This window comes from Nitrosomonas sp. TNE100, from assembly GCF_055387135.1.
This window is the reverse complement of the sequence record NZ_AP040997.1, coordinates 375,329-402,310: the sequence shown is the minus strand read 5'-3', so window position 1 is coordinate 402,310 and position 26,982 is coordinate 375,329. Positions and strand designations below refer to the sequence as shown.

Here is a 26,982-nt window from a genome sequence, read left to right as displayed (position 1 = left end):
ATATTTTTTGAGCTGAAACACAAGAAAACTGGTCACAAAATACTCTTTCCCACAGCCTTTGTTTTTTTGATAACGATGCCATTATGTTACCATGAACGGCGCATTTCCCTGCCTCTCTGGATGGTTCGATTATCTTGGTATCTGCTGATTTCGACCATCAATCCTGCAGGCGTAATCCGCTTATGTGCTTCATTATTCGTCACCCGTTGAATCGGATAACATTAGAAAATGTTTTTTTTCGCATGCTTTCTGGGTTGAGCTGAGGATTGATTTGGTAAACGTTTTTTACGAGGAAGCAGGGGCTCTCAAAGTCGGCAATATCCTGGCTGACAACACCACCTCGCTGCAAATTGAATCCGTCCATGGAAAACGCTCCAAGATCAAGGCTGGAGCGGTTCTGCTGCGCTTTGAAAATCCGCCCATGCACGAATTCATGCAGCAGGCACAGGAAATGGCTGCTGAGATTGATGTGGATTTTTTATGGGAATGTTGCGAAGAGAACAATGAATTCACTGGGCAGGAACTGGCGAACGATTATTTTGGCCATACGCCCAACCCTGTTGAAATCGCTGCCATCACGATTTTGCTGAACCAGAATCCGATCTATTTCCATAAAAAAGGAACCGGCCGCTACAAAGCCGCCCCCCCGGAAATTTTGCGGGCCGCACTGGCCAGCCGCGAAAAAAAGCGATTGGCCGAGGAAAAACAGGCTGGTTATGTGCAGCAGCTGGTGGCATTCGAGTTACCTGATACATTCAGGCCATTACTGGATGATCTACTGTATAAGCCAGATAAAAATACAATTGAATGGAAAGCACTGGAAGCAGCCTGTGCAGCCACCAGACTGAGTGTCCCCAGATTGCTGGAGCAATGCGGCGCCATTCCTTCAACACATGACTACCATTTCAACCAGTTTTTATATGAACACTTCCCGGAAGGAACCAGCACGGATTCCCTTTCATCTGATTTCCACCGCACGGACCCGGAAGATTTTCTGCTGGCTAAAGTCACGGCGTTCAGTATTGATGATGCTGCCACAACAGAAATCGATGATGCCTTTTCTGTAACGCCGCTAACATTTGGCAGTTTCCGCATTGGAATACATATTGCTACGCCCGCACTGGGTGTTGCACCAGATTCGCTTCTTGATAAATTTGCAGCAAAACGCCTGTCAACAGTTTATCTGCCTGGCCGCAAAATCACCATGCTTCCGGAAAGCGTAATTCAGCATTTCACACTGAGCGAAACACGCCGCCGTCCGGTGCTCTCGTTATATCTGGATGTGGCGGATGATTTTACTGTCACCAATACACTCAGCCGGATAGAAACCATCGAAGTTTCTACCAACTTACGCCTCGATGTGCTGGAACAACAGTTTAACGAAATTACCTTGCGTGAAAATCAGGCAAATTATCCTTTCGCTCATGAGTTAAGAGTGCTCTGGGATTTTTCCAACAAAATGGAGAAATTGCGTGGTAAGGATCAAGATATCAATAGTGAGAAAGTGGATTACAGTTTTACTATTGAACAAGATCGTGTTTCTATTTCCGAACGGCGCCGGGGCGCACCCATCGATAAAGTCGTATCAGAACTGATGATTTTTGCCAACGCCGAATGGGGCAAGCAACTTGCAGATGCCGGTTTCGCCGGGATTTATCGTAGCCAGGGAAATGGCAAGGTGAAGATGAGCCTTTCTCCCGCGCCGCATCAGGGACTGGGGGTATCACAATACACCTGGAGCAGCTCCCCTATGCGACGTTATGTGGATCTTATCAATCAGCGTCAGTTGATTGCATTGGTATCGGGTAATCCACCCGCCTATACCCGGGAAGATGATGCGCTGCTGATTGCCATGCGGGATTTTGAAATGGCCTATGCAACCTACGCGGAATTTCAGCGTGGAATGGAACGCTACTGGTGTCTGCGCTGGTTATTGCAGGAAAACATCAATACAACCGGTGCGGTTGTTGTAAAGGAAAATCTGGTTAAACTGGATCGTTTGCCACTGATAGCTCGGGTGCCTTCATTACCCGATCTCTCCCCGGGCACATTCGTTACCATCGGCATTTCGCAGATCGATCTGCTGGATCGCACGCTCCATGCCAGCTTTCTTGGTAAGCGTGAAGACTGATAAATCAATGCAGCACACGGTAGTTCCCGGTTTCTCCATGCAACCCCATCGCAAAATTTCCCTGGCACTACTGATTTCGCTGCTGCTGCATATGGCGATTGTTGCTGGCATATCGCTCAATCCGCCTGCGCAAAAGCATACCAAAATCACCAAATCCATAGATGTGGTGCTGGTCAACAGCAAATCCCAAACCAAACCCGTAGATACCAGGGTATTCGCCCAGACCAATCTGGATGGTGGCGGCAATGTGGCGGAAGATCGCCAGGCCAAAACCCCTCTGCCAGTGCTGCCTGGAGTAAAGCCGATGACAGATCTCACCGTGGCCACTCAGAAAACAAAACAACTGGAAAGCAAAATCAAAAAACTGCTGACCGTTGCCGAAAGCAAAGCTCATGTCACACAACCGCTTCCGCAGGCAAAACCGGAACAGGATAAACCCAAGCAAAATCAACCTGCCGCCATCAATCCGGACAGCTATAGTGACTTACTGCAGCGCAGCCTCGAGATCGCTCGTTTGGAAGCACAGATCGCAAAAGACCACGAGGCCTATCAGAAACGCCCGAAACGCAGGTTTATCGGCGCACGTACACGCGAATATCGCTTTGCCCGCTATCTGGAAGACTGGCGGCTCAAGGTAGAGCGCATCGGCAACCTGAATTACCCGGAAGAAGCCAGAAGAAAAAAACTGTACGGCAGCCTGCAGCTGACCGTAGGTGTACGTTCTGATGGCAGCCTGGAATCAATCGGGATTGATCGCTCTTCCGGCACCCAGATACTGGATGATGCAGCCATCCGGATTGTCCGACTGGCTGCACGCAACGGATTTGCCCCCTTCCCGCCCGATATCAGCCGGGATACCGATATCCTGCATATCACCCGCACCTGGGTATTCTCTCGCTCGGATAAGCTGCTGAGTGAATAGCAAAATTCTCAGAAATACTTAAAATCAGTCACGATGGATACTTACGCAGTCATTGGCAACCCGATCACACACAGCAAATCACCGTTTATTCATACCCAGTTTGCGCAGCAGACCGGTCGCAGCATGCGCTATACCACCCTGCTGGCACCACTGGATGGATTTGAACGCACCGTCACCACTTTTCGCGAAAATGGTGGCATAGGCTTAAACATCACTGTTCCCTTTAAATTTGAGGCCTACGCACTGGCTACCCGGCTGACGGATCGCGCTCGTGCCGCGCATGCAGTTAATACTTTCAGATTCGAGCAGGAGAATGAAATATTCGGCGACAATACCGATGGTGTGGGTCTGGTGCGCGATATTACCATCAACCTGAATTTTGCTTTGCCAGGCAAACATGTTCTGCTAATGGGCGCCGGTGGCGCTGCCAGTGGTGTCATTCTGCCGCTGCTGCAACAAAAACCTGGCCTGCTGGCTATCGCCAACCGCACGCCTGACAAAGCAATCGCCTTGCAGCAGCAATTTGTGAACCATGGAAATATTACTGGCGGACATTATCAGGATTTTATCGGGCAACAATTCGATCTCATTATCAATGCCACTTCAGCCAGTCTGCACAATGCACTCCCTCCCATTCCCGCAGATTTGTTCCATGGTACTGCGCTTGTCTACGACATGCTGTACAGCAGCAAGTTGACACCATTTCTGGAATTTGCCAGCACGCAAGGGGTTACTAATCTGGTTGACGGCACCGGTATGCTGGTCGAACAAGCCGCCGAATCCTTTCTGCTTTGGCACGGTATCCGTCCTGAAACACAGAACGTCATCCGACAACTCAGAGATGAATTGCACCTCCATGCCTCGTGAAACTGACCAAAACATCCCGACCAACCACACCCCAACCAGGATTGATCAGCACCTGGCTGTTACGCCCATTACTGCTGCTCCTGGCAATTGCATTACTGTATCAATCCTGGTTTCTGCTACACATCATCTACTGGCGTACTTACCACCCAACCACCAGCGCATTCATGCAAGATCGCCTGGAAACCATGCACCGGCAGAATCCGGCTGCAAAATTACAGCATCGCTGGGTAGATTACGAACAGATTTCCAATCATCTTAAACGGGCAGTCATCGCCACTGAAGATGCCCGTTTTATGCAACACCAGGGATTTGACTACAAGGCAATTGAAGTAGCCTGGAAAAAAAACCTGAAACAACGCAAACTGGCTGCTGGCGGCTCAACCATCAGCCAGCAGCTTGCTAAAAATCTATTTTTATCGAGCGAAAAAACCGTATGGCGTAAATTACAGGAAACCCTCATCACACTGATACTGGAAGAATTTCTGAGCAAACGGCGTATTCTGGAAATTTACCTGAATGTCATTGAATGGGGAGAAGGTGTATTCGGCATTGAAGCCGCAGCGCGCCACTATTTTGGAATACCTGCGTCATCTCTCGCGCCTGAACAATCCGCCTGGCTGGCATCAATCATCTCCAACCCGCGTTTTTATGATTCGCATCGCCAATCACCCAGATTGCTCAAAAAAGCCCGGATCATTCTGTCACGCCTGCCGACAGCAAAAATCCCGTAAAAAAACAGAAACAAATATGAACAAGGCTGAACGAATAACCTCGTCTGATATGAAACATACATGCCGATACCTGCTATGGTTGCTGCTTCCATGCTTGCTCCCCGTACTTCAAGGTTGTCTGTCACCGATTACGCTGCAGCATGCAGTCAGTGCCTACGACGACACCATCACAGATGCCATTTCCAGACAGCTGTTGACAAACATCGCCCGTGCCCAACACCATCAACCAATTCATTTTACTGGCATCTCAAATGTGGCAGCCACCTTCGATTTTCGTTTCAATGCCGGTGCCACACCTGCACCGGGTGGATTGGCTGGAAATACGCTGATGCCGATATTCGGCGGCAGTATTGCAGAGAACCCAACGATCAGCATCGTTCCAATCGAAGGTGAAGAATTTACCTGGCGGCTGCTAACACCTTTCCGGCAGAACAAGTTCATGCTGCTTTTTCGCCAACGTTTCGATGTCGATCTGTTATTACGGCTGATGGCTCAGGAAGTGCGTATCCAGGAGGGTTTGTCTCAAAAAACATATCGCAACAGATCTCCCTTTCCAGCAGACTACGAGATGTTCCGCAAAGTAGTATTGCATCTATCGGCAATCCAGGATCAAAACCAGCTTCATGCCGAACCTCTAAACATAGAATACAACTGGACCCTGCCTGCAGCATCGGTATCTGCCGAAGGCTTTCAAACACTGGAAAAGGAGTTTTCCATCTATCATGATCAACAAAAGGGACTGTTTACTCTTCGTCAGAAAAAGCAGGGGCCGATCCTCATTACCAACTATGATCCAGAAATGCTATCCGAAACAGAGCGTGTGCAATTGAATGAAGAAGCAAAGCAGTGGGATCCCACTGATGTTGCATTTGACATTCGTCCTGGCGGAGCGGGGGGAGAATGGCCCATGAAAGGTGCCTTCCGGTTGCGAAGCTTTCATGCAATCATTAATTTTCTCGGTAGTTCACTGGACGATGAACCAGAATACCAAGTGGAAAAGGATCCACGCACTCCCCCCATCCTCCGTGACGAAAATCCTGATGCCACGATGGCTCTTCTTGTGACAGACAACTCACTACCAAATACTGATCTGTCAATCCGGTCACACGGCAAATACTACGCAGTGAATAACCAGGAATCGCATACTCGGTGGAACCGTAATGCTTTTCAGATGCTGTATCTGCTGTTCCAAATGACCGTAACAGGTCTACCGCATACCAACGTTCCCGGTATCACTATTGCCAAATAATCAAAGATATTCGATATCTCTATCCGTCAATCTTACAGCTGGGATTCGGGTTATCGCTGGTGTCTACCATACCCAGAACGTTAATGCTTATGAGATAGCAGCTTCAAGCAGTGAGTGAAGAGATTTCACAGCGTTGCAACAAGGTATCTGAAAAACTATTGGGATGGCCGAAAGCGGCGGGAACGCCGGGGCAAATACAACTCATCTATCGCTGGATACGGAACGCTCTCGAATAAGAAAATCAGTTCCGACTATTAATGTATAACCAAATCAAAGGTAGTAAGGCCGCTGTTGATGCCAAATATTTTCTCGATATTTTGCACAGGTTTACGCCATCAAGATCCAGAAGACCCTCACTAATAATAAGAAGTTTACCGATTCATTCTTTGCAGAATGCATAAAAACCCATAAACAATCATAGGCTTGGTCATTGTGCCATTAGATCAGCCGCCGCAATCGGTATTGAAGCCAAAGACACCATTTCAGACCATGCTGGATTGGTACGAAAAACAGCTCAATTTATTTCATGAAAAACCAGTTAATCGCCGGGATAAGATACTTTCTCCATTTCGGACCGGCATAACAAGAGTGAGTATCCATTTTTATCAGGTTATCCCGGCTATTATCTACAATAGAGGTAGTAAGCTTTGTGTGCTAGCGTACATATTAAGTACATTCTTTCTGATAATCTAATTTAAAAATAAAGATTAAATTAGAAAAAATAGCACGAGGTGCTTCTTGCTCGACAGGTTCTCAGACATTCAGATTGAATGTCGTACCGAAGAAGGTAGTAAAACAGGTACCCCCTTAATCTAAAAAATCGAGAGGGTGTTCAGCTTTCTTTATTAATTACTCAGGAGAGCCTTGCCATGACGCAACTTAACAACCATTTTTTCACATTCTTCTTAACTCTCCTAATGGTTTCTTTGCTGGGTTGCGCATCGACAGCAAAACAATCGGGAACCGGAGAGTATCTTGATGATACTGTCATCACCACAAAGGTCAAAGCAGCAATTTTCAATGAACCTATCCTAAAATCTGCTGAAATCAATGTTGAAACCTTTAAAGGTGTTGTTCAATTGAGTGGCTTCGTTAGTTCGCAAGTTCATGCCAACAGAGCGGTCGAAATTGCACGCAGTGTTGGGGGTGTAAAATCTGTCAAGAATGATATGAGAATCAAATAACGACAGATCACTGTGCTGGTTAACCAGCACTCATTCTGAACTGTAGCCAGATGCAGGAAAATAAATGTTGGGTAACAGACGTTCGGCTTCTTTTTTGACGATGGCATAACATTCGCAGCTCAATTCCTCAAGTTTGGGTCGATCCAATACCTTGATATGTCCGCGGCTGTATTCGATCACTCCCAGTTTCTGTAGTTTTCCGGCGGCTTCGGTAACGCCTTCACGGCGCACCCCAAGCATATTGGCGATCAACTCCTGAGTCATCGTCAACTGGTTATCTGGCAAACGATCCATCAAAAGCAGAAGCAAGCGACAGAGTTGTTGGTCTATCGAATGGTGACGATTGCAGACCGCTGTCTGGGCCGTTTGCGTAATTAAGGCCTGCGTATAACGCAGCATCAGATGTAATAATTCACCGTGGCGATCGAACTCATCCTTGAGCCGCTTCCCTAGTAGCCGGTAAGCGTAACCAGCGCATTGCACGATCCCCCGGCTCGGGGTGCTTTCACCTCCCATAAATGAAGCGACACTAATGAGACCATCGTTACCCACCATCAAGATTTCTGCCGATGCGCCACTTTCCATCACATAAAGCAGCGATATGATGGCGTCGGTCGGAAAATAGGCATGACACAAAGTATCCCCTGATTCGTACAAGACTTTACCAAGCGGCAGTGAGACCAGTTCGAGATGAGGAAATATACGGTCCTGAACTTCGGCCGGCAACGCAGCTAATAGATGGTTTTGTTGCGGAGTAGGTAATACAGACATATCAGTCTCCGATTATATAGTGTGATCACGAGATAAACGTTATGAGATGCTTGTTTACGAAGAAAATATTATATGGGATAAGCATATTTTGGGCACGATATTCTGGACAAGATTTGAAAATTATTGAAGTCGTATTCGTCTGGTTGAGAGGGGTCTGGTTGAGAGGGAAGTTTGAGGTGGCAAGACACGAGATAATCACCAATTTATTGAGGAAATTTTCTGAATGATTCGCATGGGTGCCTCGTGATGCAACTTGCCACTGAATTATGGAGATTGGGGCACACTCATCGATGTTTTATCCACTAGCGTGATAAAGGGGTATAGGAAAAATAATGATTTTCATTATGTACGGTATCGTACATACAATGTTTAGTATCGTCATTAAAATGACAAATATGGGGTATTAGTCCCATATTCAATGGGGTAGCCCAGTGAATACAACTAAAACAAAATTGGAGACATAATGATGAAACATACCTACCTTTTAATACTTATGATGACTGCAACAATTCTGGCATTACCCGCCTGTGACCAAACTAAAACAGGTACTGAAAAAGTAGTAGATAATGTTAACGATGCGCTTGACCGGAGACCCGGGGAGAAAGTTCTTGATGCTGCTGAAGATGCGGGTGATGCGGCTAAAGATGCGGGGGATACGCTCAAAGATAACGTTAACGATGCGCTTGATCAAAGACCTGGGGAGAAAGCTCTTGATGCCGCCGAAGATGCAGGTGATAAGCTTGAAGATGCCGGCAAAGAAATTAAGGAAAGCGTTAAAGATGCATACTGATCAGTATGCATCTTAATTATCCAACATTTTCCTGATCTTCAGTATTGCAGATACTAAGCCATTTTAAGCGGATTATCCCAGTTGTTGATAAAACCAGAGGAGAAACTCGTGGACTATACAGGATTAATAATTTTTATCGCAATCGGTGCAATCGCGGGCTGGTTAGCTGGGATATTGATGAAAGGAAGGGGCTTTGGTCTCATGGGCAATATCATTATTGGCATTGTTGGTGCCATTGCAGGTGGTCTCTTGTTCGGTCTATTGGGGCTCATCGGTTCAATAGTGACCGCTATAGTCGGATCCGCAGTATTATTATTTCTAGCCTGGGTTATCACGAAGTCTAAGAATCCATCCTGAATTGATTAACATAGGAGAGACATTATGAGCACGAAAGAAGCATACAAACAAAAGATAGAAGCCGAAATTGAGTTGGCACAGGCCAAATTGGCAGAACTGAGGGCTGAAGCGAAGAGTTCTGCAGCTGATACCCGCATAAAATATGATAAGCAGATAGGAGAACTTGAGCAAAAGGTTGATACTGCGAAGGCTAAGATGGGGGAACTGGCTGAGGCCAGCGAGGATGCGTGGGAGGATCTTAAGGATAGCGCAGAGGATGCTTGGGATTCGCTAAGTAGTGCTGTCCGAGATGCAGCCGCAAAGTTAAAAGACAAGTTTAAAGGTTAGATGTTATTAGCCTTGTAAAAACCGTCCCACGCTAATATGCGCATCAATTAGCGTGGGTATCGCAAATGTCTAACAACCTCCATCCATGAAATATACCAAAAGGCCTACCTCCAGCCGACGAAAATCAGGCTTGAGTACTTCCTGGAAGCAGTGTCGTTCGTCCATCAAGTCGTTTTCTTCACCTATATAAACTACGTAGGTTGAAACATCGTGAGCATATTGCTCGCAGTACCCGAACGTGAGCAATCTCTGGGAGAAGAGATCGCGAACAGCATCAGCCACGGTATAGGACTGGTCGCAGCACTGATAGCAACCCCATTTCTTATTATGCGTGCGGTGCAGTACGCAGATACAGGCTTTATCATTGGTGCGAGTTTTTTTGCAGCAACGATGATCCTGCTGTATCTCGCTTCTACCCTCTATCATGCTTTGCCGCAAGGCAAGGCTAAGCGTGTATTTAAGATTATCGAACATTCTGCGATCTATCTCCTCATCGCTGGTACCTACACGCCGTTCACGCTGGGTGTGCTTCGTGGTCCATGGGGATGGACACTCTTTGGGATCGTCTGGGGGCTCGCCGCAATCGGAGTAACATTGAAAGCATTCGATAAGATGCACAACCCCATTATCACCACCAGTCTTTATCTGCTTATGGGGTGGCTCATTCTCATCGCAATTTACCCGTTGTACACCCGCATACCTGTATCCGGCTTACTATGATATGGTCTAATAGACCCGGACACTCCAGTTAAGAGAAAATAGTCTTAATTGGAGGATGAAATGGAGCCTAGGAAACACTATACAAAGGAATTCAAGCTGGATGCAATCAGCTTGGTACTGGATCAGGGATTAACGATAGCAGAAGCTGCCAGAAGCCTGGAAATCAGGGCTAACATGCTTGGGCGATGGATCAGGGAGAGCCAGGCGGATACTAATGGTCAGGCATTCCGCGGTAATGGGAAACTGACACCGGAGCAGGAAGAAATCCGGCGGCTTAAACTAGAAAACAAGCAATTAAAGCTTGAGCGGCAAATACTAAAGGAGGCGGCGGTCTTTTTCGCGAAAGAAACGAAGTGAAGTATTCGTTCATCACCCAAAAGAAAAAGACCTACCCGGTCGGCCTGATGTGCCGGCTATTGGGTGTCAGTCGCAGTGCTTACTATGACTATGAACAACGCCGCTGCAATTGCCCGGATGATCTACACCACAGGCAACTACTTAATGCTGTGCAGAATATTGCAAAATCATGCGATTACACCTATGGCAGTCGCAGGATGAAACGAGCGCTAAATGCCTTGGACTATCGGGTTAGTCGCTGGAAGGCGAGAAGACTAATGCAAGAAGCCGGGATACAAGTGAAACACCGGAAGAAGTACAAGGTGACGACGGACAGCAATCACCCGTTGCCAGTGTTTGAGAACCAATTGAATCGGCAATTTACGGTTGCCAGACCGGATCAAGTCTATGTTTGCGACATTACCTGCATTTGGACTCAGGAAGGCTGGCTGTATCTGGCGGTTGTCATCGATTTGTTCTCCCGAAAGGTGGTGGGCTGGAGTATGAGCTCACGGATGAAAACAACACTGGTTTGTGATGCATTACGAATGGCGATCTGGCTACGCCGGCCACCGCCTGGCCTGATCGTGCATTCGGATCGTGGGTCGCAGTATGCTAGCAAAGCATACCGCAATCTACTGAAAGCATACGGTTTTATTGGCAGTATGAGTCGTCTGGGAAATTGTTGGGATAATGCGGTTGCGGAAAGTTTCTTTGGCAGCCTCAAGCAGGAACGCTGCCAATGGCGGCATTACCAAACCCGCCATGCAGCACAGCAGGATATTTTGCAGTATATCGCCGTGTTTTATAATAACCAAAGACTGCATTCATACCTGGATTACAAAAGTCCGAATCAATATGAAGCAGAAGCAGCAAAATCGATAAAAGCAGCTTAACTGAGGTGTCCGATTTTACTTGACCACGTTACTATGGTTGATTGCAGGAGGGGTGACTTATACGATCGGCGTATTCTTTTTTGCGACCGACTCACGTTTTCGATACGGTCACTTCATCTGGCATTTGTTTGTAATGGTGGGTACTGTCTGCCACTACTTTGCAGTCCTCTGGTATGCAGCTCCCTGGCAGTATGGTTTTTCCAGATAGAGCTTCCCACCAGGCCTAATTTTTCCTGGTATCGATTCATTCCCACATTACGTTACAACCTGCCTTTGCTGCGGCAGTCAGTAACTCAATTAGAGGCAGTCCTCGATTAATCATGCTTACCACCGGCTCATTTGTATCTTCATCCTTATTCTCGACTGGTGGCGAGATTTCTTTTTGTATATTTAAAGCAGTTGTTAACCGATGCAGTGCTTGAGGAACATCTGCTGCCAGAATAGCGCCCGGTACGGTTTCACTGTGCCCCATCATTTTCAACATGGTTAGCGCGTCTTCTCCAAACATGGTGATATCAGCATAGCTATCGGTTTTGAATGTCACGAGCATGCATTTCTCCTTGATAGGTAATGGATCGATTGTGATTAATTTACTTTTTCAATACCGCATTCCGTTTTCCGGTAATTGTGTAGATATTCGCTTCCTCTCACTTGCTAAATGAGTAGTCTCTTCTTGTGAATACTGATGATAATTTTATCCTCGCCAGAGCTCTAGGTGTTTAGTCCCACGGTGTGCTGGAATGGGTCAAAGATAAAACGATCTGGCTCATTTTTCCAGATTTTGCAGATGTATTCATAGGGTGTTAGGCCTTTGAGAGCTTTTAGTCTTTTGGCGAAGTTATAAGCCATCACAAAGCGATGGAGATGGGCCTTCAGCTGATCGTGTGAGTCGTAATAATACCGTTTTACAGTCGCATCCTTGATGGTTCGATTCATGCGTTCAACCTGACCATTGGTCCAGGGATGGTTGGGTTTGGTGAGACGGTGCTCGATGCCGTTGATCTGACAACACCTATCGAACATATGCGTTACATACTGAGCCGTTGGCCCATTCCGATAACGCGCCGGGAACGTAAACTGGATACCGTTATCAGTCAGGATTGTATGGATCTTGTAGGGAACAGTCTCGATCACGGCCTTCAAGAAGGCGGTTGCCGTGTTGCGGTTGGCTTTGTTCTGGAGTTGAACAAAAACGAACTTTGATGTCCGGTCAATGGCTACAAAAAGATAGAGTTTACCTTCCTTCGTACGAACTTCGGCAATATCAATATGGAAGTAGCCAATTGGATAGGCATTAAACTTTTTCTTTGGCTTGTCACCATCAACCTCCGGCAACCGACTGATGCCATGCCGTTGAAAGCAGCGATGCAGGCTTGAGCGGGTTAAATGCGGAATGCTTGGTTGCAAGGCATATAGACAATCATCCAGCGGTAGAAGCGTATGTTTGCGAAACGCCACAACAGCGGCTTCTTCTTCCAGACTTAAAACAGTCGAGTGCGACTCTTTGGGGCCCATCGGTGCATCGTGGGTGAATTCCCGCTTCCGCCACTTCGCTACCGTTTTTGGATTAATCCCATGCCGCTTGGCCAGAACATTCAGACTCTCTTGACTATTTTGTATCGCTCGACGTACCGCCGCTGTCGTGCGGGCGCTTCCGTGTAATATCTGTCCCATAAATCATCCCTCCGTAGCTGGTTATATGTTACACCAGCACACCGTGGGACTAAACATCTAGGGTCTGTTCCTATTTGATCTCAATATTGATTTAAAGAAGCAAGTTCGTATCGTTGTAGCTCTCACCAGCAATACGAGCTTGCAATGCTCCGATTATTGCTCAATGCTGAGCTCTGGCCGAAGCTACTGGCCATTTTGCTTCACAACCACCTCTACAACAAGCAAGATTTGCTGTATGACTGTCGAAGGCATACTGTACCGCATGGTACCGGTTCATTCGGGAGCTGGAGCAAGGTTTATAAACGATTCACCGCCTGATCTGCCAGCGGAAAATGGCTCAAGGTATTTCAGGCTCTGGTGGTTGAGCCGGACATGGAGCGGGTTTTTATCGATGGTAGCTATCAAGGCTCACCAGCACAGTGCGAGCGGTAAGGATAAGGCAATCGGGAAAAGCCGGGGCGGTGCAAAATTCACATGGCGGTAGATACCCACGGACTTCCCCCATCGCATTCGATATTACCGGTAGTCAGATCAATGATTGCACACACGCATTGGCTTTGATTCATGCTGGGCGCGGCTCAATCCATTATCGCAGACAAAGGACTATGACAGTTAGGCCATTCACGATCAAAGCGAACAACAAGGTGCCAAGGCAGTCATTCCAGGGAAGGGGTAACTCCAAAACAGATAATGCAGATCCGGAGCGAGGACTATACCGGTACCGACACCTGGTAAAAAATATTTTCACACGGTTGAAACAGTGCCGGGCGGTGGTCCTGTGCTTTGATAAATTCAAACAAAACCACGAAAGCCTCGTGGCTATGGTTTGTACCTTCCTGTGGTTACCAATGTGAAATGGGAACAGGGCCATAGCAATCAAGAAAAAAACACAGCAGTAACAAACCACACTGCCTGTTGTGTAACTGTCCCGTAAAAATTCCATGCTAAAATAAAAAGCAGTTACGGGCGTGCTATCGAGCCCAAACAATGTCAGCTTCCCTGTCTTCTCTGTACCTCGCAGCTGATGTGTTTTGCGCTGCAATAATTATTGCGTTCGCGAGAAAACCCGGTATTTTTGCCACTGGTACCTGACTGCAACCAATAATGAAGGCAGAAACAGGGATTGTTTATCTTTACTGCCGATAGCATTCCGGACATCCCGAGAAACTTCACGGAGTCATTTTTCCTTGCCCATTTCTCAACTGATATTTCTGATATCAAATAATCATGCAGCTGATACGCGCACTTCATTGATTCTTATAACGGCTTCCAGCCAACAAACACGATTACCGGTTCAGCCATGACTGAAGAACATCACGAAAATCAGGACGAAAACCTGGAAAGCAAACTGCAGAAAATTATCTCTCTACTGCAAAGATACAAACTGGTAGAAGGTTTCGTTCGTCTGCAGGATACCCCAGAGCCAGAATTGATTGAATCAATCATACAAAAACAGAATCTCGCCAATCTACGTGGAGCGCTGGATAAACTTCATCCGGCAGATATTGCCCGTATTCTGGAGATGATCCCACTCGAAGATCGCTTGATCGTCTGGAGATTTGTCAAGGCTGAGCATGATGGTGAGGTACTGCTCGAAGTCTCCGATGCCGTTCGCCAGACGCTGATCGAGGATATGGACAGCGAGGAGCTGGTTGCCGCGGCAGAGCAGCTGGATGCAGACGAAATTGCCGATCTGGCACCGGATTTGCCCAGCGACGTCATGGAAGATGTTTTCCGGGCATTGCCCATGGAAGAACGTGAGCAACTGCGTGCAGCCATGTCCTTCTCTGAAGATGCAGTGGGCGCGCTGATGGATTTTGATGTCATTATCGTACGTGGAAATGTGCGTATCGAGGTTGTTCTTCGCTATTTACGCCGACTTGGTGAATTGCCGGATCACACCGATCAGCTGTTTGTAGTTGATCGTAACGAACACCTGCAAGGAACTCTGTTGTTGAACCGATTGCTGGTTAGCGATCCAAACACCACCGTAACTGAAGTCATGACGCCTAAAACAGTCAAATTCCTTCCAGATGATAAGGCTGAACAGGCAACAGATGCATTTGAACGTTACGATCTGATAACAGCTGCAGTTGTTTCCCCGGAAGGAAAGCTGCTAGGCAGAGTAACTGTTAATGCGGTCATTGATTTCATGCGTGAAAAGGCTGATCTTGAAGCACGCAATCAGGTCGGGTTAAGCGAAGAAGAAGATTTATTCGCTCCCGTCTGGAAAAGTGTCCGCAACCGGTGGGCCTGGCTAGCGATCAATCTGGTTACAGCATTCTTTGCTTCCCGCGTGATCGGACTTTTTGAAAATTCAATTGAAAAACTGGTTGCACTGGCTGCCCTGATGCCTATCGTAGCCGGTGTTGGCGGTAACTCCGGCAATCAAACGATCACCATGATCGTGCGCGCCCTTGCACTGGGGCAGGTCAGTCAAGGCAGCACCCTCAAACTGATCACCAAGGAAATCAGTGTCAGTATCGTTAATGGTATCGTCTGGGGAGGGCTCGTAGGGGTATTTACTTATGCCATCTATCAGAATATACAGCTCGGCCTGGTAATGTCGCTTGCCATGCTGTTAAACCTCCTTCTCGCTGCATTTGTCGGGGTACTCATCCCGCTGACACGCAAAAAACTGGGGCGTGATCCAGCACTTGGCTCCAGTGTCATGATTACTGCCGTCACTGATAGTGGAGGATTTTTCATTTTTCTGGGGCTGGCAACACTTTTTTTGCTGTAATTTTCCAGAATCACCCGTTCCGCCTGGCACGAGCGCTCTTACCAGGAAATACTGACAAATAAAACTTGTAGATCAGATGTGGCAACAGGCGATACAACGGCATGCGCAGCCAGTGGCTGCGCAAGTAGAGCAACAAACGCGCGAGTTCCGCCCGTTTTGATGGCTGATCAGGATGTTGCGGCAGCAACGCCAGCGGCACGCAATTATGCATGATGCGTAATGCCAGCCAGCCAGGTTGATGATTTAACCGTTTTTTCAGTTGATCCGGAACCGATGAGTGCAGTAATAAACGACTAAAATAGAGGCTGTAAAAAAGCGGTCTACCCAGCCCAAGCCGGTTGGCGCGATTGATCAGCTTCTCCTGGAAAGACAACTGTTGCTGGCTGAAAAATTGCAAAATTTCATGAAAATCCAGCAAATGACGTAGATCATCGGCCAATTCATTGTTCTGAAACAGATTGACTGCGCAGTGTAACAGCATGTCTTCCGGACTCAGCACATAAACACCTTCATCCTCCACTTTGATCGCTGCTTCCTGGAACGGTAGCGGATCAATTTTCAGATTGCCCAGCGGTGAGGAAAGCGTGTGATGCACATCTACCTCAACCCCGCGCTCAGGATGCACCAACGCAGGAATTTCGTGGCTCCATTCACGGTAATAGCGCTCGTCATAATTGGTGAGCGCGTGGTGCTGCCAGCCTTTCTCCGATAGCACGGATTCAATCTGACCAAGAGCTTCCTTCGAAACCAGTAAATCCAGATCAGCAAAGATGCGCCCGGCAGCATTCGGCAAGTCTTGTAGCTGATACGCCATGCCTTTAAGTACGATGATCAGGATCTCTCGGCCATCGAGCGCCCATAATATCCGACTCAACTCCCAATTTACCGATTGCTGCTGTTTTTTTACCTGAATCAAACTGGAGCGCAACAGATTGACAGCTCGCTGCGGAATTTTATCCAGCAATCCATCTTTTTCCAGCCAGGCAGCAAGGTAACCAAGCAACTTTGCGCGCCTTGCCACTCGCAACAGCAACTCCCATTGCGAATTACTGTAATCGATCAGGACAGCAGGCCGGATAATCGCTTCCAGCAGTAACTGGTGATGATCCAGCCTGGTATCAACCTTAAACTCAGCCATCGGTCAGTTCATCCAATGCAGCCAATGCACTGTCAAAATCGGAATACACTAGTTTGCGACACTCGCAGCCCCGAACCAGTCGCGTTACCGCATCAAATGCAGCTTCCCCCAGCACTTCGTAGTTAAATGCGTTTGTTGCAAGCAACAGAAACGCCTCGGATTGTGGCAAAGACTCCAGCCGCAAAGCAGCACCAGCTACCCATTTCGGGAAAACAATCCAGCGGGGTTGGGCAGCCTCATCTACCCGCTCAATACTTTCTTGCGGTGGACGTATATGCGCAACCGTGCCCTTCAATGTGCCAGGTATTTCTGGCCCCAGTACGGCTTCTGGCAGATAATCACGAATGACTTTAATAGATTGATTTTTGAGCGGCATCAGCCGGGGAAGTGGAAAAAAATCACCGATTTCAGGAGCCATCAGTCCGAATTCATCAGAAAACAGACGATAACCACGGTGCATGAGCATAGCGCTCAAAGTTGTCTTGCCGCTGCCCGGCCAGGCCGGCAGCAGCAGTACATGGCCGTTACGTTCCACTGCGGCAGAATGAAACAGCAACAGATGATTGATGCGCATGGCAATGACAAGATTCACTCCCCATTCCAGGGTCGCCAGTGCCTGCTCTACGGGAACAGGCGGAAACGGGGAGCGGCCATCAACTTCGAATCGGATCAATCGCGCAAATGGCTGTCTGATCGAGCGCTTGGGAATGACTCGGACATGAAATTCAACAATCTCTTCCTCATCCACTAGTGAATAGTGAGCATACATCTGGTGAAGCTGATGAATAAGTGATGGTAACCGGGCTTGAACAGATAGATTGAACGGACCCATCTTTACCCGCAGACCTTGGCCAGCGAGCAATACACGCAATTCATCCAGTGAAAGCTGTTCGACCTTCACTCGTTTTCTTTTACCCTCTCGATCAGTCCTAACACCTCATAACGCTGTAAGGTCTGGGCAATTTTCCCGAAAAATTGAGTATCAGGCTGTAATGAAAAATGTACTGATAACTCCTGACAAATTGTATTGAGTCCGAGGGGAGAGCCATCAAGCATCGTCAGAATGTGCAACCCCATTTCATTCAAAAAATGGGTTTTCCCGGATTCAGGCTGGAACACGGTAAATTCACCATCCCAGTTTTCTATGTACAGTGACGAAACATGAGATGAATACCAGCTATTCATTCAATTTACCACTACTGCCAATTATTATAGATCGCTGAAAAAACCTCTGCCTTGAAGAGATTGAAACGCAGTCACTGAAATCAGAATGCCTCCGCCCGTTTGGCAATTCTCTGCCTGTGTTGCCAAATCTTGCGATGCATCACCCAAGGCTGCTGTCGGATTCATGCCTAAATCATAAGTGGAGCTACTTTCTTCAATAGGACCATCTCCGGGATTGACGCACACGATTCGTGCTTGTTCCAGATCATTCATCTTCTTCGCCGCCGAATCCAGATCTGTAACCGCGCCTACCAGATTACTCGTCCGTGCCAGTGCCGCCCCACTATGTAAGGTCATGATGACTGGAATGGCAACGGTACTTTTGAGTAATCGTCTGCGAGCCGGCTGGGGAGGAAGAACAGCCGTCGTCTGTTCACCAACTGCATCCTGCTTCAATTGTTCCGGTATATTTTTTTCCGACATGTTCAGTCACCTCTCATGCAAAGTTTCAGGAAAAATCAGTTGCCAGTATAACAATAGCCGGCAAAAAATAGGTTCTTAATATGTCTTTAATTCTATAAACAAGCATATTTCATGCCATATCCAAACAGTATTTTTTATATCATAAAAAACAAAAAGATAAATTTATTTACCTATCTAAAAAATTCCTGGCTCATCGAGATGTAAAAAAACTCGACACCCAGATGTTTCAAAAAATGGCAACTTGTCTCAACAATAGATCCGTCGGAAATAACCTCATCCGGCTTTTGCAGCCAGCAGCATTTCTGTTTTTAGCTGATGATCCGTTTCCCAGTGTTTGTAAAGCATATGGTACAGCACTGGTAACACCAGTAATGTCAGGATAGTCGAGGAAAGGATGCCACCGATCACCACTGTAGCCAATGGACGCTGCACTTCTGTACCCAGACCGGTTGCTAGCGCCATGGGAATGAAGCCAACCGCATCGGTGAGCGCAGTCATCAATACTGGCCGCAGCCGTGTCAGTGCACCAGTTTGGACAGCATCCATCAGCGCATGCCCATTCTGACGCAATTCCCGGATAAATGTCAGCATGACCAGCCCGTTCATCACTGCAATTCCTGACAGGGCGATAAACCCGATACCAGCAGAAATAGACAGCGGAATATCACGCAACCATAAAGCCAGTATTCCACCTGTCAGTGCGAATGGCACGCCGGTAAATACCAGCATGCCATCCCGAAAATTACCGAACACAATGTAGAGCACAACAAAAATCAGCGTTAGCGCGACCGGCACCACAATTTGCAGACGTTCCGCAGCTGAAATCATTTGTTCAAACTGCCCCCCCCACGCCAGCCAATACCCTGAGGGAATCTGTATTTCTTCATTCACCAACGTCTGTGCTTCCTTGACGAAGGAACCAAGATCACGCCCGCGCACATTGGCAGACACCACCACCCGCCGCTTCCCGTTCTCACGGCTAATCTGGTTCGGCCCCTGCACAATTTCAAAATCGGCCACCTCGCCCAACGTCACAAAGGCAGCCGATCCAGCTGATGACATCTGGCCAGCCAGCATCCCCTCCTGCACCCCAGACTGAACCGGCAGACCAATCGGCAGGTAGCGTAATGCTTCAATATCCGTACGCAATGATTCGGGTAGCCGCACCTGCAGCTCAAAGCGGCGATCTCCTTCAAAAATCAAGCCTGCACTCTTGCCACCAACCGCAATGGCCACAGTATCTTGCACATCTGCAACATTCAAACCATAACGTGAGATATTTGTGCGATTGGCTTGAATAGACAATACCGGCAATCCGGTTACTTGTTCCACTTTCACATCCGCAGCACCTGGCACGGTTGCCACCAACGCTTCAATACGTTTCCCCACAGCGAACAACTTATCCAGATCGTCACCGAATACCTTGATCGCCACATCGGCTCTCACACCGGCGATCAACTCATTGAAACGCATTTCAACCGGCTGGGTAAATTCATAATTGTTCCCTGGTACCTGCAATACTGCCTTTTCCATTGCAGCAATCAGCTCATCCTTGGTCCGGTAGCGGCCAGACCATTCCGATCGCGGTTTTAGCATGACAAAAATATCAGCCACACTGGGAGGCATCGGATCCGTTGCAACCTCTGCCGTTCCAATCTTGCTAAATACCCGCTCCACTTCAGGAAACGATTGGATTACTTTTTCCAACTCGCTTTGCATGGTGATAGCAGTAGAAAGGCTCGTCCCGGGAATCCGGATCGCGTGCAACGCAATATCCCCTTCATTCAGGTTAGGTACAAATTCGCTGCCCAGGCGGGTTGCCAATAATATCGATAAAACCATGATGACTGCAGCAACGGTAATGGTTAGGCCCTGATTGCGCATAACTGTCGCGAGCATCGGCCGATAGAAGCGTTTACACCACACAACGATCCAGCTTTCCTTTTCTGTCACCTTGCCAGTCAGAAACAGGGCTATCGCTGCCGGTACAAAAGTCACCGATAGAATCAACGCACCCAGCAATGCTGCCACCACAGTAAACGCCATGGGATGAAACATCTTACCTTCGACGCCAGACAAGGCAAAAATCGGCAGATAGACGATCATGATGATCACCTGTCCGTAAATCAGCGCACGCCTTACCTGCTGAGTTGCTGTGAAAACCAGTTTCAGTCGTTCTTCCCGGCTTAACGTCCGTCCCAACCTGGCTTGTTCCTGGGAAAAACAGCGGATACAGTTCTCAATGATGACGATAACGCCATCCACGATGATGCCGAAATCCAGTGCGCCCAGACTCATCAGATTAGCGCTGACGTGATTAGCCGCCATGCCGCTAAACGTAAACAGCATCGACAACGGGATAACGAGTGCGGCAATTATCGCCGCACGGATATTGCCCAGAAACAGGAACAAGACGACGATCACAAGAAAGGCCCCTTCAACCAGATTACTGGCCACGGTATGAATCGTGCCATCAATCAACGTGGTTCGATCGTACACCGGAACAGCCACCACTCCAGCTGGCAGCGAACGGTTAATTTCCATCAGCTTATTGGCAACTGCATGCGCTACGGTACGGCTATTCTCTCCGATCAGCATATGGGCAGTTCCCAGCACCACCTCTTCACTATTACGGGTAGCAGCACCTGTACGCAACTCCTTGCCAATCAGGATATCGGCCACATCCTTGATGTGCAGCGGCGTGCCTTGCCTACTGCCCAGCGTAATCTCGCCAATCTCATCCAGATTGGTAACCTGCCCCGGTAAACGTACCAGGTACTGCTCGCCACGCTTCTCGATGTAACCCGCCCCCAGATTGAGGTTGTTGCGCTCCAGTGCAGTAACAATTTCCTGCAGGGTCAGGCCATAGGCGATGAGTTTTTCCGGATAGGGTGTGACGTGATATTGCTTGACGAATCCGCCGATGGTGTTGATCTCTGTCACCCCTTTCACCATGCGTAATTGCGGCCGGATGATCCAGTCCTGAATTTCACGCAGATCAGTGGATGTATAGAGTGCGCCATCCGGTTTACGCGCGCCCGCAATACTTTCGACCGTCCACATGAATATTTCCCCTAAGCCAGTGGAAACAGGCCCCATTACCGGCTCGACACCAACCGGCAATTGCCCTTTCGCCTCCTGGATACGCTGACCGACCAATTGACGGGCAAAATGAATGTCGGTTCCATCCTGAAATATCACCGTTACCTGGGATAACCCGTAGCGAGACAATGAGCGTGTGTAATCCAGCCCGGGCAACCCTGCCATAATGGTTTCTACCGGGAAAGTAATGCGTTGCTCGACTTCCATGGGTGAATAGCCGGGTGCGGCCGTATTGATCTGCACCTGCACATTGGTAATGTCAGGTACGGCATCAATCGGCAATCGCTGGTAGCTATGCAAACCCAGCACGGCCATAGCCAGAACGGCCAACAACACCAATCCACGATGGCGAATCACGACATGCAGAATATGTTCAAACATGAGTAGTATCTCCGCTCAACCGATTGTTGCCGCCAAAAACAAGATAAAACAGAAAACAGGCGATATGGCCCGATTATGCAAACGATTAACCCATGTTTCCTCAATGGTCATGTACTGCTCCAGCCTTCCCCAGCTCTGATTTAATGATGAAGCTGTTACTCGTTGCATAGTCTTCGCCTGCAAACAAGCCTTCGACTACCTCAGCCATCTGGCTATCGCTGCGGCCTAGTTTGAGCGGACGCATTTCGAAATACTCTCCGTAGCGACCAAACACTACCGACTGGTCATTCAGTGTCTGTATCGCTTCCAGCGACACCGCCACCGGGACTTCGACTGCTTCGGTCTGCAAATCGGCCTTGACGAACATGCCAGGGCGCCATTGTTCATCCCGATTATCGAGCTGCACCCGGGCAATGGCTGTGCGTGTTTGTTCGTCAAGCAGTGTCGTCACGTAAATCACCTTACCTTCCCGCGTCAAATCATAGGCATTTGCCCGGATGACAGCCTGCTGACCTATGTGAACCTGATGCAGATTCCGGGGGAATACCCTGACAGCCGCCCAGACTGTGGAAATGTCAGCAACGATATACGCAGTCTTATCCTCCTTGACGACCTCTCCTGTAACAATTGCTTCATCAATGACAATCCCGGAAATAGGAGAACGGATTTTATAATGCGCAATATTTTCCCAAGACAACCCGGATTCTGGCTGTACGCCCAGCGCTCGCAAGCGCTCGGCTGCCAGCTGGGTTGCTATGCTGGCTTCTTCCCGTTGCTGTTGTGCTACAAGGTAATCCTGTTTTGCTGTGATTTTTTCCCGCCACAACTGCTCTTCCCGATCATAAATTGTTTGTGCCAGCACCAGGCGCTTGCGGGCAAGCAGGTATTGGCTGCGCAAATCGGCCAGCATGGCACTTTCCATGATCGCAAGCACCTCTCCCTTTTTCACTCTTTGTCCGTGATGGCGTTTAATCGATACCACCATGCCGGGCAAACGCGGCACGACATGCACGATATGATGTTCATTGAAAATAATTTCGCCCGGCAGCGTAATTTTAGAGTGAATGACGGCAGGACCAGCTGTGGCCAGTTCAATACCGTTGCTTTGCATCGCCGTATCGGACATTTCTACACGCGCCTCAACCTCGCTGTGATGCCAGCGATAGGTCTTGCCCTGATATTCAGCAACAATGACCAGCTCGAAAGAATGAGGTTCTCCCACTTCCTGATCGCTAACCAGATAGTCACTTTCCGGCCTGAAGTGAAACAGTTGCGCTGGTCTGCCAAGACGGGACAATGCAATCGTTACCTTTACTTCAGTCGGTGCCAGTGGTTGTTTCTGTCGATATGGATAGAGCCTGAATTGTGGAAACGTGCCACTCTCCTGAATAGTCAACTCAAGGCTTAAATCATCTTCCGAGAACAGCTCTCCACCCTTCGGTCCAATCGTTGATTGATGTTCAGTTGTCCCTGCAAAAGAATGAGATGACTCTTCAGCATCCGGCAGCCTGAATTTATCCTGGATCAAAAGCAACGCCCCTAGCAAAACGCCAACCAGAATAACTGCCACAATGGGTAATCGTCCGCTAACGTTCATTGATTACGCTCCTTCCCTTGAGTATTGAGCTTTGTGTAATCTGCAGCTGAATCAGCAAGCGGCGCTGCAATCAACTGCTCGATGATATTGACCAGACGCTGATAATTGGCCAGTGCCCGCACATAAAGAATACGATTCTGGAAAAAAGCGCGCTGAGTATCCAGCATTTCCAGAAAACTGAATTTACCCAGCTGGTAACCCCGATTGGTAATCTCAAAGGCATTCTGCGCACCCGGCAACACCTCATCATGCAATACCCGAATCTCATTCCGGGCAGCCAGCAGATTCTCGTAGTTACGTGCAAATTCTGTTCTAAGTTGCAATTCCACTGACGCGCGTTCATCCATTGCTTTATTCAGGCGCTGGCGGGCTTCCAGTTCATTTCCCTGATTACGATCGAAAATTGGAATAGGAATAGATATATCCAGCACAGCAGTAGTCTTGTCTATCCCGAAATAGCGCTGAATACCTGCACCAACTGTTACATCAGGAATTTTATTCGCTTTTTGCAACTCGACCATCGCCTCACGCTGCGCGATATTTTTAAGGCTTTGCAGCATGATCGGGTTTTCTTCAAGGCGTTTTACCAGCTGATCAAATTCCGGTATCTCAACAAATGATTCCAGTTCTCCCAAGGCCTGGCCGAAGCGCGGCTCCGCCTCCCCCCAGAGAAGCGCCAACTTTACCCGCGCCGCTGACAAATTGCGCCTACCCTGTTCCAGTTCAATACTCGCAGCGGATAATGCTACCTTTGAACGAGTAGCTTCAATAGGCGGCGCTTTCCCCGCTTCGACCCGTTTAACAACTGTTTTCATTGCCTTTTGCATCAGACGCAAAGTGTCGTCCATCACGCTTACATGCACCTGATTTTCCAGCACATCAATAAAAGCATTGGCAGTACGGGCAATAACTTCTAACCGTTTGGCAGCATAAGCCTGATTGGCCAGCTCCTGCCCCAGTGTTGCCACACTCACCCGGGCAGATCGCTTACCACCAAGCTCAATCAACTGACTGATACGGAAAGTTGTAAATCTTTCTATTTTCGGGTTGGAGGAATCAATACTTTCTGCCCCGACACTGAATTCAGGATTTTTCAGCAAACCGGCCTGTAATTTTGTCCCTTCATAAGCAGCTACTTCTCTGGAATAAGCTGCCAGTTCAGGATTATTTTGCAAAACCTGTTGCAGCGCCTGACGCAAGGTCAGATCCTCACCTCTCTCCGCCAGTATATTGATGACTGGATGGGTATCGGCATAAGCCATGCCATGCCCCAAGATAGGTATAATTCCTGCAAAGAATAATGTAAAGACAAGCACCATCTGCCTTGTGCGAAGTTGTTGCAATATTGTCTTCGCTGTCTGATACTCAATCACGATGATTCCCCATGAACAGTCATGCCGTAAGTTACACACCGGATATTGCGAAAACAACCTTAATATTCAGAATTCAAGACTGTTTCTGCAACAGTGTCGGACGGCATGCCAGATAATCATCCGGCATGCCGAAACCGTCATACCGGTAAAAAATTGACTCAGGAGAAAAAGCGGGGAGGACGAAAAAAAGGATCAGGAACCGATTCCGGGAAAGCTTTAACTACACTTTCGACCATCACCTCCCTGGTTGCAACAGTGACTATCTGCAAAGCCGGGTGCAAATAGAAAGGTTGAAACTGGCCGGCAGCATGCAGGCACAAATGGGTAGCAGCATCCCAATCTATGGTGCTATCAAGCGTTTGATGTAATTCAAGATGTTTATCGGGGTACATCAGAAACAACTCCCCGTGATGCAGATGAGCCAGTTCGTGTGCGAATATCTTACTGTTGAATGACCATCCAAATGTATTTGCCAGCATGCTGACAAGAAATGTCAGAACGATGAATCTGGCAGCAAGAGGTTTATTCATTTGAAAAACATTGGCATACATCAATTTAACAGCTGGTAATATAACACTAACACGTAAATTCGAGTATCCGTCATCTCAGGATTAACAGGAGAAAACCAGAAAAACCATTCGGCTTTCTCAAGTAAAAGCCCAAGTGGTTACAGTATCTCCACGCCTTCCATCATTAACATCTCTACCAGCGCTATTAACGGTAACCCGATCAACGCATTGGGATCTTCCCCGGTTATACGTTCGATCAGGGCAATACCCAATCCTTCCGATTTTGCACTGCCCGCACAATGGTAAGGCTGTTCTCTCGCGAGATAACGTTCAATCTGATCATCATTTAACTCACGATACTTCACCGAGCAAGGAACAATACGCGCTTGCAGACAAGCTGTACGACTGTTAAATAAACATAGCGCCGTATGAAAAACAACCTCCCTGCCACGCATCAAGCGCAGCTGCCGAACAGCATTTTCATGATTCAGTGGTTTGCCTAATTGTATTTTATCCAACGTAGCAACCTGATCCGCCGTGATAATGAGTGCATCAGGAAACTGCTTTACCAATGCATACGCCTTTTCTTTTGCCAGGCGCAGTGCTGTCACATCCGGCGTCTCTTCAGGCAAGGCAGACTCATCAATGGCCGGATTTGCGGTTTCAAAAGGGATTTGTAAATGCTGAAGCAGTTCACGCCGATAAACCGAGCTGGAACCTAGCACAAGCCGGGGGTAAATAGTGCGACTTTTCAAAATATTATAGTAGTATACTGATTTGTAATTTTGACACTTTTCCATAAAAAATATAACATGCGCGCCTTATGTCCGACCAACTTGTTATAAATACGCTGGATTTTGTCCGCAGCAACAGATTCCTTCAAGGAAGCATCCCTTTAGTTAACCTTGAACGACTGCACAGTTATCTGGCAAATACATCAGGAGAGCTAGTCTATCTGATCTCCGGGCTGTTTGATGAGCACAACAGGCCCATGCTGAAAATATCAGTCAGCGGAAGCGTTGCTTTAAATTGCCAGCGCTGCCTGGGGAAAATGGAATATGAACTTGATCTGGAAACAGGACTGCTTCTGGCCAGAAGTGCGGATGAGCTGTCACGTTATGACGAAGATATTTTCGTGGATGCGATTTATGCTTCGAACGAACTGAGTGTTCTAACTCTGGTAGAGGACGAAGTCATTCTTGGCCTGCCGATATCTCCTCGTCATCAGGATACCGGGTGCTGCCTGTCAACCGAAACCGGAATATATGCAACCGCCGCAAAAGAGCATCCTTTTACCATATTGGCATCGTTGAAACGAACACACTAAATTGATATTTTTGGGAGTTAAATTATGGCTGTACAACAAAATAAGAAATCTCCTTCCAAGCGCGGGATGCATCGTTCCCATGATGCATTAACCAACCCGCCACTCGCGATCGAACCGACTACCGGAGAAACACATTTACGGCATCACATCAGCCCGAACGGTTTTTACCGTGGGAAAAAAGTAATTAAAACTAAAAACGACGATTGATGA

General features: G+C 47.9%; 27 protein-coding genes and 2 pseudogenes. 17 read left to right on the top strand and 12 right to left on the bottom strand.

What is annotated here, in order from left to right; all coding sequences use genetic code 11:
- Positions 1–271: 271 nt before the first annotated feature.
- From ACZ5EJ_RS02000 to ACZ5EJ_RS01970, 7 genes and pseudogenes are all read left to right on the top strand, one after another.
- Positions 272–2,131, top strand: a complete 1,860-nt coding sequence (locus ACZ5EJ_RS02000) for a ribonuclease catalytic domain-containing protein (protein WP_074684755.1) — start codon at positions 272–274, stop codon at positions 2,129–2,131.
- 7 nt (positions 2,132–2,138) lie between these two features.
- Positions 2,139–3,053, top strand: coding sequence for an energy transducer TonB (locus ACZ5EJ_RS01995; RefSeq protein ID WP_464557356.1), 915 nt, complete (start codon positions 2,139–2,141; stop codon positions 3,051–3,053).
- Positions 3,054–3,086: 33 nt separating this feature from the next.
- Positions 3,087–3,920 carry a shikimate dehydrogenase gene (gene aroE / locus ACZ5EJ_RS01990; protein ID WP_464557355.1) on the top strand — a complete coding sequence of 278 codons (834 nt, stop codon included), beginning with the start codon at positions 3,087–3,089 and terminating at the stop codon, positions 3,918–3,920.
- Complete coding sequence (gene mtgA, locus ACZ5EJ_RS01985; RefSeq protein ID WP_464557354.1) at positions 3,917–4,651, top strand: monofunctional biosynthetic peptidoglycan transglycosylase; 735 nt, start codon at positions 3,917–3,919, stop codon at positions 4,649–4,651. Before aroE ends, mtgA begins: the two co-directional genes overlap by 4 nt.
- A gap of 49 nt (positions 4,652–4,700) precedes the next feature.
- Positions 4,701–5,900 carry a hypothetical protein gene (locus ACZ5EJ_RS01980; protein ID WP_464557352.1) on the top strand — a complete coding sequence of 400 codons (1,200 nt, stop codon included), beginning with the start codon at positions 4,701–4,703 and terminating at the stop codon, positions 5,898–5,900.
- 25 nt (positions 5,901–5,925) lie between these two features.
- A pseudogene (locus tag ACZ5EJ_RS01975) lies at positions 5,926–6,059 on the top strand (IS1595 family transposase); the annotation flags it as partial.
- Positions 6,060–6,769: 710 nt separating this feature from the next.
- A complete protein-coding gene (locus ACZ5EJ_RS01970; RefSeq protein WP_011633610.1) occupies positions 6,770–7,084 on the top strand; it encodes a BON domain-containing protein in 315 nt (104 codons plus the stop codon).
- A gap of 30 nt (positions 7,085–7,114) precedes the next feature.
- On the opposite strand, the gene ACZ5EJ_RS01965 is transcribed toward ACZ5EJ_RS01970, so the two are convergent.
- Positions 7,115–7,855, bottom strand: a complete 741-nt coding sequence (locus tag ACZ5EJ_RS01965; RefSeq protein WP_011633609.1) for a Crp/Fnr family transcriptional regulator — start codon at positions 7,853–7,855, stop codon at positions 7,115–7,117.
- A gap of 463 nt (positions 7,856–8,318) precedes the next feature.
- On the opposite strand from ACZ5EJ_RS01965, the gene ACZ5EJ_RS01960 reads away from it, so the two are divergent.
- The 6 genes from ACZ5EJ_RS01960 (at position 8,319) to ACZ5EJ_RS01935 (ending at position 11,489) form a co-directional block, all read left to right on the top strand.
- Positions 8,319–8,645: a hypothetical protein gene (locus tag ACZ5EJ_RS01960; RefSeq protein ID WP_011633608.1), complete on the top strand. Its 327-nt coding sequence runs from the start codon at positions 8,319–8,321 to the stop codon at positions 8,643–8,645.
- Between the two features lie 81 nt (positions 8,646–8,726).
- On the top strand, positions 8,727–9,002 hold the full coding sequence (locus ACZ5EJ_RS01955; protein WP_256201539.1) for a GlsB/YeaQ/YmgE family stress response membrane protein: 276 nt from the start codon (positions 8,727–8,729) through the stop codon (positions 9,000–9,002).
- A gap of 24 nt (positions 9,003–9,026) precedes the next feature.
- A complete protein-coding gene (locus ACZ5EJ_RS01950) occupies positions 9,027–9,329 on the top strand; it encodes a sll1863 family stress response protein (RefSeq protein ID WP_011633606.1) in 303 nt (100 codons plus the stop codon).
- A 210-nt stretch (positions 9,330–9,539) separates the two neighbouring features.
- Entirely contained in the window at positions 9,540–10,049 is a 510-nt protein-coding gene (trhA, locus tag ACZ5EJ_RS01945; protein WP_464557350.1) for a PAQR family membrane homeostasis protein TrhA, read from the top strand.
- A 60-nt stretch (positions 10,050–10,109) separates the two neighbouring features.
- Positions 10,110–11,281 (top strand): IS3-like element ISNieu3 family transposase gene (locus ACZ5EJ_RS01940; RefSeq protein ID WP_464556878.1). Its coding sequence is split into 2 segments (ribosomal slippage): positions 10,110–10,389 and positions 10,389–11,281, totalling 1,173 coding nucleotides; the frame shifts between segments, so codons are not numbered across the junction.
- Positions 11,282–11,300: 19 nt separating this feature from the next.
- Positions 11,301–11,489: a hemolysin III family protein gene (locus ACZ5EJ_RS01935; RefSeq protein ID WP_464557349.1), complete on the top strand. Its 189-nt coding sequence runs from the start codon at positions 11,301–11,303 to the stop codon at positions 11,487–11,489.
- 36 nt (positions 11,490–11,525) lie between these two features.
- Here ACZ5EJ_RS01935 and ACZ5EJ_RS01930 read toward each other — a convergent pair whose 3' ends face one another.
- The gene (locus tag ACZ5EJ_RS01930) at positions 11,526–11,831 is read right to left on the bottom strand and encodes a DUF1840 domain-containing protein (protein WP_074455396.1); all 306 of its coding nucleotides are present in this window, start codon (positions 11,829–11,831) and stop codon (positions 11,526–11,528) included.
- 161 nt (positions 11,832–11,992) lie between these two features.
- Positions 11,993–12,955 carry an IS481 family transposase gene (locus ACZ5EJ_RS01925; RefSeq protein ID WP_049753080.1) on the bottom strand — a complete coding sequence of 321 codons (963 nt, stop codon included), beginning with the start codon at positions 12,953–12,955 and terminating at the stop codon, positions 11,993–11,995.
- Positions 12,956–13,099: 144 nt separating this feature from the next.
- Here ACZ5EJ_RS01925 and ACZ5EJ_RS01920 point away from each other — a divergent pair.
- Positions 13,100–13,809 (top strand): annotated as a pseudogene (locus tag ACZ5EJ_RS01920) (IS5 family transposase).
- Positions 13,810–14,255: 446 nt separating this feature from the next.
- Positions 14,256–15,698 (top strand): magnesium transporter, encoded by a 1,443-nt coding sequence (mgtE, locus tag ACZ5EJ_RS01915; protein ID WP_011633602.1) that lies wholly within the window; start codon positions 14,256–14,258, stop codon positions 15,696–15,698.
- 10 nt (positions 15,699–15,708) lie between these two features.
- Here mgtE and ACZ5EJ_RS01910 read toward each other — a convergent pair whose 3' ends face one another.
- The 9 genes from ACZ5EJ_RS01910 to ACZ5EJ_RS01870 form a co-directional block, all read right to left on the bottom strand.
- The gene (locus ACZ5EJ_RS01910; RefSeq protein ID WP_011633601.1) at positions 15,709–16,836 is read right to left on the bottom strand and encodes a nucleotidyltransferase domain-containing protein; all 1,128 of its coding nucleotides are present in this window, start codon (positions 16,834–16,836) and stop codon (positions 15,709–15,711) included.
- Entirely contained in the window at positions 16,829–17,737 is a 909-nt protein-coding gene (locus ACZ5EJ_RS01905) for an HprK-related kinase A (protein ID WP_464557347.1), read from the bottom strand. Before ACZ5EJ_RS01905 ends, ACZ5EJ_RS01910 begins: the two co-directional genes overlap by 8 nt.
- A complete protein-coding gene (locus ACZ5EJ_RS01900; RefSeq protein ID WP_464557346.1) occupies positions 17,734–18,021 on the bottom strand; it encodes an HPr-rel-A system PqqD family peptide chaperone in 288 nt (95 codons plus the stop codon). Before ACZ5EJ_RS01900 ends, ACZ5EJ_RS01905 begins: the two co-directional genes overlap by 4 nt.
- Positions 18,022–18,045: 24 nt before the next feature.
- On the bottom strand, positions 18,046–18,483 hold the full coding sequence (locus ACZ5EJ_RS01895) for a hypothetical protein (protein WP_464557345.1): 438 nt from the start codon (positions 18,481–18,483) through the stop codon (positions 18,046–18,048).
- Between the two features lie 273 nt (positions 18,484–18,756).
- A complete protein-coding gene (locus ACZ5EJ_RS01890; RefSeq protein WP_464557344.1) occupies positions 18,757–21,966 on the bottom strand; it encodes an efflux RND transporter permease subunit in 3,210 nt (1,069 codons plus the stop codon).
- Positions 21,967–22,066: 100 nt separating this feature from the next.
- Complete coding sequence (locus ACZ5EJ_RS01885; RefSeq protein ID WP_464557342.1) at positions 22,067–23,563, bottom strand: efflux RND transporter periplasmic adaptor subunit; 1,497 nt, start codon at positions 23,561–23,563, stop codon at positions 22,067–22,069.
- The gene (locus ACZ5EJ_RS01880) at positions 23,560–24,936 is read right to left on the bottom strand and encodes a TolC family protein (protein WP_464557340.1); all 1,377 of its coding nucleotides are present in this window, start codon (positions 24,934–24,936) and stop codon (positions 23,560–23,562) included. Before ACZ5EJ_RS01880 ends, ACZ5EJ_RS01885 begins: the two co-directional genes overlap by 4 nt.
- Positions 24,937–25,094: 158 nt before the next feature.
- Positions 25,095–25,466: a hypothetical protein gene (locus ACZ5EJ_RS01875; protein WP_240142192.1), complete on the bottom strand. Its 372-nt coding sequence runs from the start codon at positions 25,464–25,466 to the stop codon at positions 25,095–25,097.
- 137 nt (positions 25,467–25,603) lie between these two features.
- Positions 25,604–26,200, bottom strand: coding sequence for a Maf family protein (locus ACZ5EJ_RS01870; RefSeq protein ID WP_049753145.1), 597 nt, complete (start codon positions 26,198–26,200; stop codon positions 25,604–25,606).
- 68 nt (positions 26,201–26,268) lie between these two features.
- Between ACZ5EJ_RS01870 and ACZ5EJ_RS01865 the strand changes: the two genes are divergently transcribed.
- On the top strand, positions 26,269–26,772 hold the full coding sequence (locus ACZ5EJ_RS01865) for a YceD family protein (RefSeq protein WP_464557337.1): 504 nt from the start codon (positions 26,269–26,271) through the stop codon (positions 26,770–26,772).
- 24 nt (positions 26,773–26,796) lie between these two features.
- Positions 26,797–26,979: a 50S ribosomal protein L32 gene (gene rpmF / locus ACZ5EJ_RS01860; RefSeq protein ID WP_011633591.1), complete on the top strand. Its 183-nt coding sequence runs from the start codon at positions 26,797–26,799 to the stop codon at positions 26,977–26,979.
- The last annotated feature ends 3 nt before the right edge of the window (positions 26,980–26,982 follow it).